The organism is Dactylosporangium sp. NPDC006015 (assembly GCF_040614215.1).
Classification (GTDB): Bacteria; Actinomycetota; Actinomycetes; order Mycobacteriales; family Micromonosporaceae; genus Dactylosporangium; species Dactylosporangium maewongense.
Genome location: NZ_JBEXUD010000057.1, coordinates 28,311 through 44,722 on the forward strand (window position 1 = coordinate 28,311; position 16,412 = coordinate 44,722).

16 protein-coding genes are annotated in these 16,412 nt (G+C 68.8%); 6 read left to right on the forward strand and 10 right to left on the reverse strand.

Features of this window, described 5'->3' with window-relative positions; all coding sequences use genetic code 11:
- Nucleotides 1-312 precede the first annotated feature (312 nt).
- Both ABZ321_RS50785 and ABZ321_RS50790 read left to right on the forward strand, forming a co-directional pair.
- Complete coding sequence (locus ABZ321_RS50785; RefSeq protein ID WP_354903602.1) at nucleotides 313-2,721, forward strand: hypothetical protein; 2,409 nt, start codon at nucleotides 313-315, stop codon at nucleotides 2,719-2,721.
- Nucleotides 2,722-2,875: 154 nt separating this feature from the next.
- Nucleotides 2,876-3,244, forward strand: coding sequence for a RidA family protein (locus tag ABZ321_RS50790; protein WP_354903656.1), 369 nt, complete (start codon nucleotides 2,876-2,878; stop codon nucleotides 3,242-3,244).
- A gap of 220 nt (nucleotides 3,245-3,464) precedes the next feature.
- Here ABZ321_RS50790 and ABZ321_RS50795 read toward each other — a convergent pair whose 3' ends face one another.
- Nucleotides 3,465-4,052, reverse strand: coding sequence for a hypothetical protein (locus ABZ321_RS50795; protein WP_354903603.1), 588 nt, complete (start codon nucleotides 4,050-4,052; stop codon nucleotides 3,465-3,467).
- A 234-nt stretch (nucleotides 4,053-4,286) separates the two neighbouring features.
- Between ABZ321_RS50795 and ABZ321_RS50800 the strand changes: the two genes are divergently transcribed.
- From ABZ321_RS50800 to ABZ321_RS50810, 3 genes are all read left to right on the forward strand, one after another.
- On the forward strand, nucleotides 4,287-4,688 hold the full coding sequence (locus tag ABZ321_RS50800) for an Imm10 family immunity protein (RefSeq protein ID WP_354903604.1): 402 nt from the start codon (nucleotides 4,287-4,289) through the stop codon (nucleotides 4,686-4,688).
- A gap of 211 nt (nucleotides 4,689-4,899) precedes the next feature.
- Nucleotides 4,900-5,853 carry a hypothetical protein gene (locus ABZ321_RS50805; protein WP_354903605.1) on the forward strand — a complete coding sequence of 318 codons (954 nt, stop codon included), beginning with the start codon at nucleotides 4,900-4,902 and terminating at the stop codon, nucleotides 5,851-5,853.
- 25 nt (nucleotides 5,854-5,878) lie between these two features.
- Nucleotides 5,879-6,559: a PASTA domain-containing protein gene (locus ABZ321_RS50810; RefSeq protein ID WP_354903606.1), complete on the forward strand. Its 681-nt coding sequence runs from the start codon at nucleotides 5,879-5,881 to the stop codon at nucleotides 6,557-6,559.
- 169 nt (nucleotides 6,560-6,728) lie between these two features.
- Here ABZ321_RS50810 and ABZ321_RS50815 read toward each other — a convergent pair whose 3' ends face one another.
- The 8 genes from ABZ321_RS50815 to ABZ321_RS50850 form a co-directional block, all read right to left on the reverse strand.
- Nucleotides 6,729-7,028, reverse strand: coding sequence for a hypothetical protein (locus ABZ321_RS50815; protein WP_354903608.1), 300 nt, complete (start codon nucleotides 7,026-7,028; stop codon nucleotides 6,729-6,731).
- Nucleotides 7,029-7,215: 187 nt separating this feature from the next.
- Entirely contained in the window at nucleotides 7,216-7,827 is a 612-nt protein-coding gene (locus ABZ321_RS50820; protein ID WP_354903609.1) for a DUF6193 family natural product biosynthesis protein, read from the reverse strand.
- A 226-nt stretch (nucleotides 7,828-8,053) separates the two neighbouring features.
- A complete protein-coding gene (locus ABZ321_RS50825) occupies nucleotides 8,054-8,821 on the reverse strand; it encodes an aminoglycoside phosphotransferase family protein (RefSeq protein WP_354903610.1) in 768 nt (255 codons plus the stop codon).
- Nucleotides 8,822-9,084: 263 nt separating this feature from the next.
- On the reverse strand, nucleotides 9,085-10,884 hold the full coding sequence (locus ABZ321_RS50830; protein WP_354903612.1) for a HEAT repeat domain-containing protein: 1,800 nt from the start codon (nucleotides 10,882-10,884) through the stop codon (nucleotides 9,085-9,087).
- A 163-nt stretch (nucleotides 10,885-11,047) separates the two neighbouring features.
- The gene (locus ABZ321_RS50835) at nucleotides 11,048-11,308 is read right to left on the reverse strand and encodes a hypothetical protein (protein ID WP_354903613.1); all 261 of its coding nucleotides are present in this window, start codon (nucleotides 11,306-11,308) and stop codon (nucleotides 11,048-11,050) included.
- Between the two features lie 24 nt (nucleotides 11,309-11,332).
- The gene (locus tag ABZ321_RS50840; protein ID WP_354903614.1) at nucleotides 11,333-11,653 is read right to left on the reverse strand and encodes a hypothetical protein; all 321 of its coding nucleotides are present in this window, start codon (nucleotides 11,651-11,653) and stop codon (nucleotides 11,333-11,335) included.
- Nucleotides 11,654-11,938: 285 nt separating this feature from the next.
- On the reverse strand, nucleotides 11,939-12,730 hold the full coding sequence (locus ABZ321_RS50845) for a hypothetical protein (protein WP_354903615.1): 792 nt from the start codon (nucleotides 12,728-12,730) through the stop codon (nucleotides 11,939-11,941).
- A 251-nt stretch (nucleotides 12,731-12,981) separates the two neighbouring features.
- Nucleotides 12,982-13,458, reverse strand: coding sequence for a hypothetical protein (locus tag ABZ321_RS50850; protein WP_354903617.1), 477 nt, complete (start codon nucleotides 13,456-13,458; stop codon nucleotides 12,982-12,984).
- Nucleotides 13,459-13,787: 329 nt separating this feature from the next.
- Here ABZ321_RS50850 and ABZ321_RS50855 point away from each other — a divergent pair, with 329 nt between their 5' ends.
- Nucleotides 13,788-15,314, forward strand: a complete 1,527-nt coding sequence (locus ABZ321_RS50855) for a M28 family metallopeptidase (RefSeq protein WP_354903618.1) — start codon at nucleotides 13,788-13,790, stop codon at nucleotides 15,312-15,314.
- 142 nt (nucleotides 15,315-15,456) lie between these two features.
- On the opposite strand, the gene ABZ321_RS50860 is transcribed toward ABZ321_RS50855, so the two are convergent.
- Nucleotides 15,457-16,359, reverse strand: coding sequence for a methyltransferase domain-containing protein (locus ABZ321_RS50860; RefSeq protein WP_354903619.1), 903 nt, complete (start codon nucleotides 16,357-16,359; stop codon nucleotides 15,457-15,459).
- Nucleotides 16,360-16,412 lie beyond the last annotated feature (53 nt).

The following is a 16,412-nucleotide window of genomic DNA, read 5'->3' on the forward strand; positions in this document are numbered from 1 at the left end:
CCAGCAACCAGGTGACGATCGCCCGGGTCGCGCCGGCAACGGCGCCGCGGACGGCCGCGAGGGTGAGCTTCTCGCGCCAGGACGGATTCGGTTCGGTGGACATCGGTGGCTCCCGGTGGTCGGTGGTGTCCCGCGTTGACGGTTCCAAGGAATCGCCCCGGTGCGGGGTTCGGCACCGGGTGCGAAGGAGGCCGAACCCCGCCCCGGGTCGCCGGTCCGGTTGCCCTCGGCGTTCGCGGCCGATGCGGTGGCGTTCTACGGTGGTCCGGGAGTGTTCGGCGGGGTCGCCGAACACCCGGGGAGGGCGCCCAGATGACCGACGACCAGCTTCCCGCCGCCCGCGACGGCGGCGGGCTCGATCTCGCGTCGGTGCAGTCCCTCGCGGACTTCGCCGAGGCGTGCGGCCGGTTGCGTGCCGGCCGCTCGTACGCCGACCTGCGCAGGGCGGCACGGCCGCGATCCCTGCCGGCCGCGACGGTGAGCGACCTGCTCAACGCCAGGTCGACGCCGACCCGCGACACCGTGGTCACCTTCCTGCTCGCGTGCGGCCTGCACGACGACGCGGCGCGGCGGCCGTGGCTGGCCGTGTGGGAACGGGTGGCCACGGCCGGTCAGCCGCAGCCGGCCGGCGCGGTCCGGGTCCGGCTGGCCCGGCCGCGGCTGCTCGGCGTCCACGCCGCGATCCAGATGTCCGGCACCGTCCGGGAGCTGCCGCCGTACGTGCCGCGGGACGTCGACGCCGACCTTCGGTCCGCGCTCACCGCCGCCGCCGCGGAGGGCGGGTTCGTGCTGCTCCTGGGTGGTTCGTCGGTCGGCAAGACCCGGACCCTGCACGAGGCGGCCCTCGCCACCCTGCCCGAGTGGTGGCTGCTGCACCCGGCCGACACCGCCGCGATCGCCGGCCACGCCCAGGCGCCGACGCCGCGGACGGTGCTGTGGCTGGACGAGCTGCAGCGCTACCTCAACCGTCCCGCCGCGCTGCCGGCCGGCACCCTGCGGCAGCTCGTCACCGCCGGCACCGTCGTGGTCGCGACACTGTGGCCGGAGGAGTACACGGTGCGCACCGCCCGGACCTGCACCGACCAGCAGGACCTGTACGCCAACGACCGCGAGCTGCTCGGCCTGGCCCGGCTGATCCAGGTGCCCGAGACGTTCAGCCGGGCCGAACGCCGCCACGGCGAGGCGCTCGCCGGCACCGACCCGCGCATCCGGATCGCCCTCGACACCACCGACGCCGGCTTCACCCAGGTCCTCGCCGCCGGCCCGGCCCTCATCCACCGCTGGGAGCACGCCCCCGCCGCCGACTGCTACGGCAGGGCCGTCATCACCGCCGCGCTCGACGCCCGCCGCGTCGGCGCCCAGCAACCCGCCACCCGCGCCTACCTCGAGGCCGCCGCGCCCGCCTACCTCACCGCGGCCCAGCAGGCGACCGCCCCCGCCGACTGGCTCGACCGCGCCCTGGCGTACGCCACCGGCACCGTCCACGGCGCCGCCGCCTGCCTCACGCCAGTGCCGGCCGGCATGGGGGCGGTCGCCGGCTACCTGCCCGCCGACTACCTCCACCAGCACGCCCAGCGCACCCGCCGCACCGCCGCGCTGCCCGACCTCGTGTGGAACGCGCTCCTCACCCACCGCGACCCGCGCGACAGCCTCGGCCTCGCCGGCAACGCCGAGCGCCGGGGCCGGCCGGAGCATGCCATCACCTTCTACCGCGGCGCGCTGGCCACCGACGGCTTGCTCGCCGCCGTACCCCTGGCCGCCACGCTGATCCAGCACGGCGCTGGCGCCGGCGCCGACGAAGGTCTGCAGATCCTGCGGGACCACGCCGCCGGCAACACGATCGTCGCCCACTTCCTGACCGACATGCTGGTCCACTGCGGTCGCATCGACGAGGCCGTGCAGGTCCTGCGCGAGCTCGCCGACGGCGGCGACCGGTACGGGGTCCGCCGCCTGACCGCCCTGCTGGCCGAGTACAGCCGCCTCGACGAGGCGCTGCAGGTGCTGCACGAATACGCCGCCGGGGACCCGTACGCCTACCAGCAGCTCGCCGAGCTGCTGACCGAGCATGGCTGCCATGCCCAGGCGGCACGGGTCCTCTCCGAACCCGGCGCGATCCGCTCCTTCTCTGAGATGATCGACATGGCCGCCGAGTTCCGCCGCGCCGTCGATGTACCGTTCGAGCTGCCGCCCGGCATCGCCGAAGCCGCGCACGCCCACCAACTGGCCGCCGACCTTGCCGGGCAGGGCCACATCGAGGAGGCGCTGCAACTGCTCCGCGACCGCGCCGCCGCTGGCGACGAGGAGGCCATCCGCCGCCTCGTCAGCATGCTGACGGAGCACGACCGGGTCGACGAGGCGCTGCAGGTGCTCCGCGACCGCGCCGCCACCAGCACGTCCGACGCCCGCTGGCTGGCAGGCATGCTGAAGTCGCGCGGCCGCGTCGAGGAGGCGATGCAGGTGCTCCGCGACCGCGCCGCCAGCGGCGACGTGCACTGCCTCCAGCAGCTCGCCACCATGCTGGAGGATCACGACCGGGTCGACGAGGCTCTGCAGGCACTGCGCGAACACGCCGCCGACGCGTCCGTCGGCTACCGGCTGACCGGCATGCTGGTCCGGTACGGCCGGGCCGACGAGCTGCTGGACGAGGTCGCGGCCGGCACGACAGGCGCCGTCGAGGCCCTCCCGAGACTGCGACGGACGAACAAGCCGATCGTCCACTGACAGCGCACGGATCGCGGCCAGATCCGGACGCCCGGCGATCGTGGGCGGCCGGGGATCACGGGTGACCGGATTTTCGTTCGTCACTGCCGAGCGAGTTTGCGACGATGCGTCCGTGACCGTACCCGGCTCCATCGAACTGATCCGCACGCCCCAGCTGACCGACCAGGCTCCGTACGCCTACGCCGCGGTGGCCTCCGACGTCCAGCGGCTGGTGTTCACCGCCGGCGCCTGCCCGCTCGACGAGGCCGGCGCGACCGTCGCCGTCGGCGACGTGGCCGGGCAGGCCGAACAGGTGATGGCGAACCTTCGCACGGCGTTGGCGGCCGCCGGCGCCACCCTCACCGATGTGGTCAAGACGACCGTCTACGTCGCCACCCATGACCGCACCGACCTCGTCACGGCATGGAACGTGGTCCGCCGGCACTTCGCCGACCACGACGCGCCCAGCACCCTGCTCGGGGTCGCGGTCCTCGGCTACCCCGACCAACTCGTCGAGGTAGAAGCCGTCGCAGCGCTCCGCTGACCGAGAGCCAGTTACCGTCGGCAACGCCCTTCGGCCCACCGCCGAGCGCCTCTCAGCGGCTACTTGACACAGAGGGGTGCCACGAGCGCGCACCCCGGTTTGTGAGGCACAGGCGGCCGTGGCGGCGGCCAACAGAACGTGATTGCCGCCGTCGACTCGCCGCGCAAGATTGGCGGCAGATCAGGACGTCGGGAAGCTCTTCTCGTAGGTGCGGGGACGGCTACTCGGGGTTGAGGCCGAGTCGCTGTAGCAGTTGGAAGAAGAGGCCTTCGGCGAAGGTTTCATCGCCGTCCAGGACGCTCGCGATCGCTTCGACGGTGTCCGGGACTAGGCAGGCGTCCCGTGCCCAGGCCTGCGCTGAACGGGCGCCCGTCATACCACCCGGCGCTTGAGCAAGGATTTCGAGTCGAGTCACCTCGACCTGAGCCTCGTAAGCAGGGTCGCGCCAATCGTCGCCGAGGTAGTTGTCGTCGTCGAAGGAAGCCGGCGGAGTCAGCAGGTGACCCATCGCATATTTGAGTTGCAGCCACACTTCCCACCGCCGCACGGATGTCCCGGTGGCGACCACGTGGACGGCGTCGCTGTCCAGTACGCGGCCGAGCAACACCGGGGAGCCGGTCACGGCGTGCAGTTGTTCGAGGAGATCGTCGGGTAGCGAGCCTGCCGAGTCGCGCACAACCCACACCCGCCAGCCTGCGCTCCATGGGCCGTCGCGGGAAACGGCGCCTTGTAGCGCCGCGATCGCCGGCAACACGTGTGCTGGCGGCTCGTCCGACCGCAGGACCACATAGGTGCCCCAGAACCCCATTGCCCGTCCTGCCTGACGTCGGAGGATGATCTCGGCGAGGAGTCTCGACAATGGTGGTTCCACTCCAAGACCGAGTGCACAGGTATCGGGTACTCGATCAGGGCGCCTTCGCCGCTCGGCCCGTCGCCCGACCGTAGCCAACTTGAAAATCGCCGCGCACCATCGGCGGCATGTGCGGACGTCCTGCTCATCTCGTCGTAGGTGTCTCGGCCCGGCTGTGGTAGGAACGGCGCCATGCCGATCGAGTTCGTTGCGTCCTTGGCTGGCGTCGATGAGGAGGACTGCTTGGTTGCCGCCGTCGGGGAACGAGACGACGGCACCGGCCGCGCCCTGATCTTCCAAGCCGGCGATGAGCCTCCCGGTGCCCAGGACGTCCAGTTGGGCATGGACACCTACTGTTTGAGCACCGAGTGCCAAGGAGCCGCATACGGGTGCATCCGCGAATTGAGCATCGACGGCGACCGAATGCGCGTCGTCGTCAGCGAAGACGCACTCGCCGACCTCGGCCTGGAAGACGCCGAGATCATCGTCAAACTGGCAGCAGATCCGCAGACGCTCGCGACTTTCCGCGAGTACCTGGCACGAATCTTGACGTACGGGCGACTCGACGCGCGACCGGCAGTACTGCGTCTGTAACCACTGCTGAGCGCAAGCCACATGACGGCCGCCCGCGCGCATCGGCGGCATGAGCGCGCGCACCAGATCTTGGTACGCCCCTGCCTCGCGGCCCGAAGACCGCTGTCATCGTGATGTACGGAGGTGATCTGCCGAGGGCGGCCAGTCCCGAGCTGACTGTCTGGCCGACGGAGGCATTGGGTCCGGGGCCGTTGCCGTAGCGTGTCCGGACGTGGGTGCCAAGACCGCGCTGCTGCTGTACGCCGAAGGCGATGTGGGTCAGGCGCTGCACGATGCGGCCGAGCTGGATCGCGCGGCGGCCGAGGCGCTGGTGGCGCGGTTGTTTCCCGGGCGCGATGTGGTTGCGGTGGAGGACGGCAACCTGGGGCGGAACATCAACCCGACGGCCGGCCTGCTGTACGTCGGAGTGTTCCGGGGTCTCACCGTCATTTGCGCAGCCGACCTGGGCGAGATAAGGCCTGGCGATCTACGGCCGGGTTGGCTGGCCGAGGGGGCGGGTCGGCGCGTGATCCTGCATTCGATGCATAGCGTCTCGGATTTTCTCGGCTTCGCGGTTTGGGGCGCAGACGGAACGCTCGAACGAGCGCTGTGCTTGAGCCCTGATGACGGCATCGTCGAGGATCGCGGTGACCTACTGCCGTTCGAGCAGGCCTACTGGGCTGGGCGGCATCCGGTCGACGATGACGACGATGACGCCGAGCCCTATCCGTTGCCGTTTCATCCTTTGGATCTCGGTGAGGACGCGCTGGCGGCCTTGTGCGGGTTCGTTATCGAGGGCATGCCGCTGGAGGAGATGCCCGATCTTTACCGGGTGCCGCTGGCCGGCTTCCGGTTGGGCGTACCGAGGCTGACGCTGGAGCGATCGCACGGCCGCCCGATCGCGCAACCGTCGGCCCTCGATGTCGAGTCGCAGGTCCGCCGGCTCGGTAGCGGGCTCGATTATCTGATCGTCGACATGGGCGGCGAGAACTACCTGCAGGCGGCCGTCGGGGGTCGATTTGAGATCCCGGCCGGAGTGTTCTGGGTCGAACGGCGCGAGGGCAGCCCGGATCTTCACTTCAGATGTGAAGTCGACACGCTTGGTGAAGTCGCCGAGATCTTCCGCGGTTACCTCGTGAACCAGGACGGTTGGGGCGACCGCCACTGGGAGCAGATCTGGCTGTAGCCAGCCGAGCCGACCGACTCCGGAGATGCCCGGCAAAACCGACTCAACCAAAGAACTGCCAGCTCGCACGCCTATCGGCCAGATCACGGTGCGATCCAATGCGGAATATTGGTCACCAGCTGTGACGAGCGGAGGCCGGCTGGGCGCGCACGGTCAGCGGCATGAGCGCGCGCTCGATCATGCTGCCATTGGCGCGAGGCATGACACCGATCGTCTGTCCGTCAGGTTGTGGACGATGGTAATTGGTCGGTTTCGGGAAGGAACCTGGATGGTGCGGCACGGAACATGGGCGCTCGCCTACATGCTCGGTGTGGCGGCGGTTGGGCTGGTCGGGTGTGGCCCCAAGGTAGGTGCCGGCTCGGTTGATCAACCTGTGCCGATTGGGACAGTGACGTCGAGCTTGCCGACACAGTCGACCGCGGCGGCCCAGCCGACCCGAACGACGCCGACCAGTGCGGCCGCCACTACCGTCGCCGCAACCACCGTCGTCGTCCCGAACGGCGTCGGAATGAACTATCAGGCCGCCCAGGACGCATGGCGGGCAGCCGGCCTGCACGTATCGCCAGCCGTCGACGCAACGGGCGCCAACCGGCTGCCGGTCATCGACTCCAACTGGGTGGTGCTCGCCCAAGATCCGCCGGCCGGAACTCAGGTCCAAGCCGGGTCGTTCATCACCGCCACCGTAAAGAAGTACACCGACAAGTGACGTACTCGTTCATGCACCGGACCGCCGCTTGAACCGCCTGTGGATCTTGCAGCGGCACCCAGAGCGATGCAATCGCGGCAGATGTGAGCAGGTGGCTCTGCAGCGGCGCCCGTCGATCAACTCAGGTCCAACGAGGACCGCCACGCGTTCCTTGGCAGTGGTTTGAGGCCTACCGCGGCAGGCGCTTCATGCATACACGTATCGGACGTCCGCCCGGCCCGTCCATAATCAGGTCGGTGTTGGTCTGCGGCCAGGCACCGCAGGGGAACCGGCGTGCCTTGTCGTCCTCGATGTCTTCGACGCCGAGGACGACATGGTCGGCGTCGCCGTCATCGCAGTCGACCACCGCCAAGCCCACGAGCTGGATGCAGTCACCGGCCTTGAACCGTTCGCGACGGGGCAGCAGCACGAAGGTGGCCACCGCGGCGACGACCACCAACGCGACCACCAGCACCTTGAGTCGAGGCACCACCGAAGAGTACTGGTCGGACGAGCTGCTGACATTGGAGAGGTCACCCTCTTGATCGGCGATGGCGGCCCACTGTGCACCAGGCCAGGTCGGTCAGTTGGCGAGCTGATCGCGGCATGAGCGGGCGCCTGACCAATCCACGCTCTCTCCGTCGCCTCGCTGGCCGGCCGCGTAGGTAGTTTGCTCGTCACCAGGTGGCAGCTGTTGCGGCTGCCGTTGTCGCGGCGGTTGCGGCGTCCTCGACGAGTCCCATCGGGCCGTCGTAGATGTGCACCCTGAAGGTGGCCGCGCCCGTCGGGTGGAACGCCAGGCCACGGCGTACACCATGAACGGAATCGGCTGGGTGCAGCAGATGCAGGGTGCCATGGCTGACCCACGGTCGCAGCGCTCGCAGTGTCTCATTCGCCGCGGCCGCCGTGACGATCGCGTGCAGGAACGGTTCACCGCTATCGGTTAGCAGGTCCCACAATGTCTCGGTCGCGGCCTGAGCATCGCCGGCTTGGAGGTACCGCGCTACGTCGCTGCACAGATCCCGCAACGGCAGGTCGTCCTGCCAGGCCCGCAGCGTGTTGACGACGTCGTCCACGCCGGGCGCGTGCCCCCAAGCCACGAGCTCATCGCGGTGGTCCCAGATCGTCACCAGAGTTGTACCACTGCTGTGCCGGCGGACGCTGATGAAGCCGCCTGCCGTGAACAGGGTCGCGGCAACAGGCCCATAGCGGTCCCGACCATCGCCGAGCCCTGGCAGCGGCGCCCCAGACCGCTCGGCACGACGACGCAACTCCTCAACAAGCGTCACATGCTCACGGTATCCACGCGCCAGGCCGCCGGACCAGATTAAGATACGGGCGCCCGACCGGCGGCAGATCCGGACGCCCCTCCGAGTCGTTTCGGGCGCGGGTGGGCGTGGTTGTGCCGTCACGCCGGTGTGGTAATCCGCTCGATGTTGTGGCCGCGGGCGTTGACGATCGAGTCGTGGATTGGTCGCGCAGTCGTTTCGGACCTCGGCGGATATTCGCCTGGGATCAACAAGTCAAAGCGAGTAGTTCGTCGATCACCGGCTCTGGACCGCCGTAGGTGAGGTGCGCGATCGCTACCATCGGTGCGATCACCCGACTCCAGGCATACAGCCTGTCCCCATCGAGCCCGCATGCGGTCGCCACCCGCTGGCAACGGGCCTCGACACCCTCATGTCCGGCACCGGCCACCACATAGTCGACGGCGTCGAAGCACGGATCGCCTATGCACGCCTTCGGATCGATCGCGACCAGACCCCGTGACGGGCCGCCGTCCAGCGCGTTGCCAAGGTGCAGATCGCCGTGCAACAACACGAGCGTGGCCTGAGTGTCCAGCAACGCCTCACAGCGCCGTACCGACCGCTGCCAGGCGGCCTGGTCGATCCGTGCACCGATGGCTGGTTCGGACAGCCTCCGGCCGATCCGGACGAACGCCTCGTCACACCGACCGCGCAGATCCCACGGCCATTGCGGGGGCGGAGCCACGGTGTGGAGTGCGGCAAGCAACTCTCCCCACAGCTGCGGCAAAGACGTCTGTGGCATGTCTTCGGCCTCGGTGCCAGGCAGGACCTCCTCCAACACCATCGCCCCGGCCTCCGCATCGGTGGACAACACGGCCGGCACCCGACCCGATGACGCGAACACGCGCAGCATCTCCACCTGCTTGGTCAACAGTGCCCGATCCGGACTGAGTTTGAGCACCGCCGGCGTTCCGTCGGGCCATTGACAGCGCATGACGAGAGATGAGGCTCCACTCTGGAACAGCTCACCGAGCACGAGTCCCCACCGGGAGGCCAGCCGCGCAGCGAGGGTCGGGACCTCAGCGAGCCACCCCTCAACCTCGGGACCAAATCGACCCACAAACCGCGCGCCCACGTCTCCCATGTCCACCGCGGCAGTGTGCGCCGAGCCGCCAACATGCGCACATCGGCTACGAGCGCAGCGACCGCGGACGTGGCCGCCGGGGTGACATACGGAGCGTAACGACGCGGCGAGCCACCGCGCACGGTCGGCGGCAGATGAGTACGCCCACGCGGTGGCTAGCTCCTCGCCTTGCGGGGCTGTCCGGAGATCTGCTCATGGGCGGCGATCGTCGCGGCGAGCAACATCTCGTCCGCGCGCATCTCGGCGTCGTCATCGCCGATATTGAACCCCGCTCGACGCCGGGAGGCTATGAACCGATCCAGCCGGTCGAGTATCGGCCGTGCATGCGACCCCATCGCGGTGAATACCTGCAGCACCTTGGGCCCGTGCAGGTTGTCGGACAGGTACTGCGGCAGGACCGCCAGCAGTTCATCGGCGACTGCGGGACCTTCGTGGAGCCACAGTGCGCCGGCCGATTCCACCTGCTCGAATCCGGGAACCCTGAAAAGGCTCCGCAGTTGCTTGTGCTGGCGGACGGTGAGCCCGCTGTGCTCGGCGAGCCAGGTCAGCAGCTCCGATGCAAAGCGGCCACGGCGAAGTTCTTCCGGGCGTCCGGCAAGATACCGTTCGGCCACGGCCCGATCCGACGTGATTTTGAGGAGGGCGAACGTAGCGCCTTGCGTCGGGTAGTCCCGCAGCCCTGGGACCGCAGCTGCGGCGGCGGGACCGATCTGTCCCAGGACATAGAACGCCCAGTCCGGAGTGTCGTTCTCGGCTCCCTCGAGCCTGGCAATTAGTTCCGGCACGGCTGCAACCGCCGCCGGACCGAACGCGGCCAGTACGCGCATCGGCAGTTCCGGCGAGCAGGAAGCCGGCAGCGCCGCCAGGATCTGCCGGGCAGCGGCCACCGGCGCCTGCGGGTCAGCGCCTGCCCGAGCAACCGCCCGGAACGCCTCCGCCAGCCGGGGCTCGTCACTGTCGGAGAGCATCAGCCGTACCAGATGCGGCACCGCGCGGCAGTCGCCGACACAGCCCAGCGCAGTGGCGGCCACCGCGCCGAGCTCAGGGTCGTCCATCATCGCCGCGAGATCGTCGACGCGCAGCCGGGACGCGGTCAACGACAACGCCAACGCTCTCAGCGCCGCCGACCGCACCTCAGAAGGACCCTCCCCGAGTAGACCGGTCAGCATCGGCGTCACCCGGCCGGGCGCGGCGCGCCACGCACGCATCGCCGCAACCGCCATCCGTACGCCTTCGAGCCTGACCTGCCGGCTCTCGGCCGGGTTCGCCAGCCGTTCCGCCCAGGCACAGCAGTCCTGCTCCCGATCGAGACCGATCAGCGCCCGCGACCAGAGCTCACCCGCTGAATCCGAAACACGGGATTCCGGCGCGTTCAGGACACCGATGGAGGCTTCGAGATCGGCCCGGATCGCGGCATCCATCGCCGGCCAGGCCGCCGAGTCGTCCCTGCTCAACGCCGCGCTGTTGGCCAACAGCCGGACGGCCGGAACCGGATCCCGCCGCAGGCGTTTCAGGGTCGCTTGATGCCCCGGGATCTTGCCCCGGAGTACGGCGTGCAGGAGGGCGATCCGCACGACCGGATCAGTCGAGGCGTTCAACGCAGCCAACGCCCGATCGGATTCGCCGGTGTGCACCAGCAACGCCGCCGCGGTACGCCGTACCGGCAGGTCCACATCACGCAAGGCCGACTCGGCGGCGAAGGCCACCACAGGCCACTCGGAGAACTGGCAACACAACTGGGCCAGCAACTCGAAAGTCGTCCGGCGCACCGATGCGCGGCCATCGGTCGTAAATGCCAGCAGACGATGGGTTGTCGGCCCGCCCGGGTCGGCCTGGACAGTGTCGAACATCCAGGACCGCGCATGATTGCCGGGGACCAGAAGATCACCCGAGACGATGCCCGCTTCCAACCACCCCCAGCCGTCCGGCGACACCGCCGACGCCGGGCTGCTCACGCTGCGAGGCGCAGGGCGCCCTTTCCGTAGGTCATGGGCCTGATCCTTGCCCAAGAGTGTCCCGACGCGCAATGTGATCACGTATCCGCTTCTCGGCAGATCAGAGCGTGTGATCTTGGATGAACCGGTGCGCGAGAGCTTGAGTCGTCTGCCCCTCGCGGCGTCAGATTGCGCTGGGGGGCAGCGGCGCGGTGAACGCGAACGCGGCGTCGATTGTGGCGGTGAGGGCTGGGCCGTTGGTGGTCTGCCGTTCGGCCCAGGCTGCGAGCGCGGTGGTGAACGCGGTCAGGTCGCGGTGGACACCTTGGAGCAGGTCAGCGAGGTGAGTGCGGGTGAGGGTGATGTGCGGGCCGGACAGGATCGGGGCGTGGTTCTCTGGTGGTCCGGTGTCCTGCCATACGGTAATCCGGTCGCCGATCGACATTGTGGGTGTCGGGTCGTGGCCGAGTCATGGTGGTTCGTTGTCGACGAGGGCGCGGGCCCAGTCGCGCCAGTCCTCCAGGCCGCAGCAGCAACCTGGGGTGATCACGGTGGTGGGGTCCGTCAGGATCAGCCCGCCCGGCGCGATCAGGTGTTCCGCTGTGGCCAGCTTGCCGGGCGGGATGTTGTTGTAGCCGGCGACGACTGCGGCGAACAGCCCGATCTCGAGGTCGCCGCAGGTGCCGTCGAGGGTGAGCCAGGCGCCGGGTTCGCGGGTGGCGACGGGCCACGGCACAGGATCCGGTGCCCTGAAGGGGATCTCCAGGACCGCCCGCAACGTCATGGCCACCCGTCGATTCTGTGTTGCGGCAAGGGCTGCTGTCATCCGTCAGCGGCGGACAGCATGGCCTGACCTTCAATCTTTCGCGCGGGCGACGGCGCGTCGTCCTCCCTGGCGGTCGCTCAAGCGCGGCATGAGCGGATGCCAAGATTGCTCGATTCCCGAGCCGTGCTGACGTGATGTTGCGGGCGCCGGAGCCGATGGCCTCGGACCATGACGCAGATGAGATGTCCGACCGGACGGTACGTCGCTGCGGGACGTTTGACAGGAACGGCGTCGGCGTCTGCGGGGAGTTCAGCTGCGCCAGCGGTACACCATTGCGTTCTCGTCGTTCCGGCAGGCGTCGAGAAGCCGCTCGGCGCGTTCTCGCAATGTCGTGGTGTCGGCGTTCGGGCGATGCCTGGCGGCCCAGATGTCGGCCTCGATCGCGATTGCGGCGCGTTCCCATTCTTGTTCCGGGCCGAAGACTCCGCTGTCCGCTGCCTTGCGGCTGTCGCGGTAGATCCTGCGTCCCAACGCCTGCCGTGCCAGGCCACTGGAACCGACGATTGCGCACCAGGGCAGCTGCTCAAGGTCGATGAAGGTTGGGCTTGGTTCGGCGGCCTCGGGCAGACCGAGCGCCGGCAGCAGTTCGAGCGGCAGCTCATGGCCCCAGCTGGAATTGCCGCGATAGTCGTAGGCCGCGATGGCCCGGACCTGCTCCGGGACAGGAGTCAGCCCGGCGCTGCGGGCCCACTGCTCAAGATCGGCGCCGACGGCCTCCCTCGTTTGCGCCGCCGCCTGAGGGCGATGCCGATACGAGCACGGAGCCTCGTCAACGGGCAGATGGAACGACGTGGTCCAACCCTCGGACGTCCGCCCATGGACGCCGATACAGTCGCCGGCGTTCACATATGCGGCGGGCACGCCGTCACCGGTGGCGGCGACAAACCGTTCGCCGGCGGCAACGAAGTCCTGCGGGTCCCCGATGCCCCGGGTCTCCAGCAGCTGCCATCCACCGCCGAGCTCGTACAGATGCTCATGCTGATACCCGAAACCGAGCGTCGCCTCCTCGACGGCGAGGAGACGGTCGGACCGCGCCAGCACGAAGTCCCGAAGAAGCCCACTGGCGCACGGTACGCCAAGAACGCAGCAACGACCGCCGCCACGCGCGTGGCATCCGACACGACCAGCAACAAGGCTCTGTGTCCCAGTCACTCGGTGTCGCAACAGACCGCGCGCCGACGAGCGCGGTCAGCGGGAGATCAGGATGTCGGACCGGAGGGGATTTGAACCCCCGGTGGGGCATGGCACGCCAGCGGCCCCACGCGCCTTCAACCGGGACGGGTGTTCCGGTGTCAGCTGTTGCGGTAGTAGTCGTCGAGGTCGGCGGCGAAGCGGCCGGCCTCGTAACCCTCCGCCAGGCTGCTGACGTAGCGGAGCGCCTCGCTGGCCTCGTCGGTGCCCAGGGCCACCAGGTACCACCGCGTCGGAAGAACGTCGGCGCCCAGCATGAGCTCCCCGTCGATGGCGCCGGTCGCATCCATGCTGGTCCGGCGGGCCCGGTACACCAACAGGGCGTCCTCGACGGCGCCACCGTGCCAGAGTTGCGCGGCGCAGATCCGCATCAGGGACGTGTTGCCCGGCACGCTGCCTCGTCCGGCAGAGAAATCTGCCTCATGCCGGGTCTCACGGACGATTGTCGCCCGGACCGCGGGCAGCATTTCCGCGGCGACGCGCAGGCCATGGGAGGCCAGGTACTCGTCGGCCTCCCGTTCGTACCGGTCGTAGATGTCAGGGTCCGCGTCGTACGTGGGTCGAAGCTCGGCTTCCATGACATCCATCGTCGACCGCCGCTGCCGACACCCGTATCCCCCGTACCGGCCGAGCGTGAGCGGCTCGACCGTCGCGGCGTCCAAATCGATGACGGCGCGGGTGCCGGAGAGGGGTTACGTAGGCAACCGCCAGGGGTGGGTCGCCACATAGATGAGGGTTGTGATCGATATTTGGCTATGGGACGGTGACCTTCCAGGGGTAAGAGGCGGGAGACGAGATGCATCGGGTCGGATTGGTGGGTGCGGCCGTCATCATCGTTGCGTTTGTCGGCGCGTCGCCGGCTGCCGCAGCGCCACCGGACGTTGATTCGTCACGGCTGGAGCGGCTGGTGACGGTGGATGGCATCACCGATCATCAGCGGGCGCTGCAGCGCATCGCCGACCGCAACGGTGGCACGCGCGCCACGCGGACGCCCGGCTACACCGCGTCGGCGGCCTACGTGAAGGCCACGCTGGAGAGGGCCGGCTACAGCGTCCACTACGAGATGTTCAACATGCCGGAGTGGCATGAGAACGCGGCGCCCGCGCTTCGGCAGGTCTCGCCGACCGGCAGGGCCTATGTCGCGGGCGGCGCCGGGGACGACGACTCGCCGTCGGTCGACTTCATCGCGTTCGAGCACACGCCGACCAAGGCGCTGACGAACGTCAAGGTCGTCCCGACCGACGACGTCGTGATCCCGAGCCCCGGCGGATCGACCTCCGGCTGTGAGCTGTCGGATTTTCCCGCGGCCACCAGCGGCGCCGTCTCGCTGATCCAGCGGGGCACCTGCTCGTTCACTTCTAAGCTGGAGAACGCCGTGCAGGCGGGCGCCATCGGGGTGATCCTGTTCAACGAGGGTGACACGGCGGCTCGCAGCAACGCCCTGTTCCGCGCGGCGCCGTTCGACTACCCGCTGCCGGCGGTGGCGTCGAGCTTCGCCGTCGGTCAGGAGCTTTACAACGCGTACAAGGCGGGCCAGAACCCGACCGTCGACCTCGCGACCAACGGTGTCGACGAGCAGAGGCTGTATCCGAACGTGGTGGCCGAGACCAAGCGCGGGGACGCGAACCACATGGTGCTGCTCGGCGCCCATCTGGATTCGGTGACCGCGGGTCCGGGCATCAACGACGACGGGTCAGGCACGGCGTTCCAGCTCGAGCTCGCCGAGCAGCTCGCCAAGGTGGGCACGCCGCGCAACAAGATCCGCTTCCTGTGGTTCGGTGGCGAGGAGGACGGCCTGGTCGGCTCGCAGTATTACGCGGCCCACCTGTCCGACCGCGAGGTCGCGCGAACGGACATGATGCTCGACACCGACATGATCGCGTCGCCGAACTTCGCGCGGCTCGTCTACGACGGCGACGGCTCGACGTTCGGCTCCGAGAACGCCGGACCCGAGGGTTCCGGCACGATTGAGCGGGTGCTCACCGGCTACTGGGCCAAGCGCGGGATGGTCAGCGAGCCGATCCCGTTCGATGGCCGCTCGGACTACGTCGGCTTCATCAACCGCGGCATTCCGGCGGGCGGCGTGTTCGCCGGGGCCGAGGCACCCAAGACCGCCGAGCAGGTCGCCAAGTACGGTGGCGTCCTGGGCGAGCAGCTCGACCCGTGCTACCACGAGGACTGCGACACGTACACGATCGTCACAAAGCAGCCGCCCGCCTCGACGATGGAGACGTACGCCGCGAACCCAGCGCTCGCACAACAACAGGCCAACAGCCTCCGCGGCAACGCGCTACGTTCGCTGCACCAGTTCAAGAACACGCTCGTGCACGCCATCTGGTACTTCGCGTGCGCCAAGAACGCCTTCCCGCCGAAGGTGAACGCAGCGGACGCCAAGAAGGCCACAACCAGCCACGAGCGCCCCGGCGACCGCTGAGAGGTTCGAAACGATCGCTGCCCCGGCTTGGACGCCGGGGCAGCGGCGCGCCCTGCCGCCGGCAAGTCCGGATGCCAAGGGCAGTGAAGCAGGGTATGCGGCGCAAGGGTGTACTGCGTGCGCCCTGGGCGGCGGTCGCGGTTCAGACTTTGCGGGCGCGCATCACGAAGACGCTGGGCATGAAGTGGCGAATAGGGTTGCCGTCCGCCTCGGTCCGCCGATCCTCATAGAACCCGTCGATGGTGAAGCCGGCGGCTATGACGCCGCCTATCTGGGTTTCCATCGTATGGCTGAAGTGGAACGTTCCGTTTTCCTGCCGCCGCCGTTGGCGTGCCTCGGGGCTGAGGCTGTCGATCTCGCTGTACGGCAGCGGGTTCTTGACGACGAAGACACCGTGGTCGTCCAGCGCGTCGCTGTCGAACACGAACTCGTCCGGGTTGAGAAAGCCGCTGATCAGGGCGCCGCCGTCGACCAGGACACGATGACACTCGGCCCAGACCGGGGTGAGGTCGGGCACGAACAGCGTCGAGACGGGATTGATCAGCAGATCGAAGCCCTGATCAGGAAGGACGCTCAGATCTGCCATGTCGGCCTGCACGGTGGTGATCTCAAGACCGTCACGGTCGGCGACGAACCGGTCCTGGTCGAGTTGGCGGGAGGACAGGTCGACAACGGTGACGGCGGCGCCGGCAGCGGCCAGGATCGGCGCCTGTTGCCCGCCACCCGAAGCCAGGCAGAGCACCCGAGCCCCGGCGAGTGGTTCAAGCCAGTGTCTCGGCACTGGCCGCTGCTCGCTGACGGTCAGTGACCAGTCGCCTCGTCGAGCCGCGGCCACGCGCGCGGAGGAGACGATGCGGGTGTACGGATTGTCGCCACGGTCGACGGCATGGTCCCACGCCTGCCGGTTGAGGTCCTGGACGCGGTCTTGGCCTGTCAACAGGCTCTCCTTCGCAGCGATGACGTCGGGCAAGGGTGGCACGGAAGGCAGCCGGCCACACCCGAATTTCACGTGTACCGAAGGCAGCCGGTTCAACATCGACACCATGGCCGAGCACCTGGACCTCCCACCCGATCATCGGCATGGGTCGAACGCCCTCG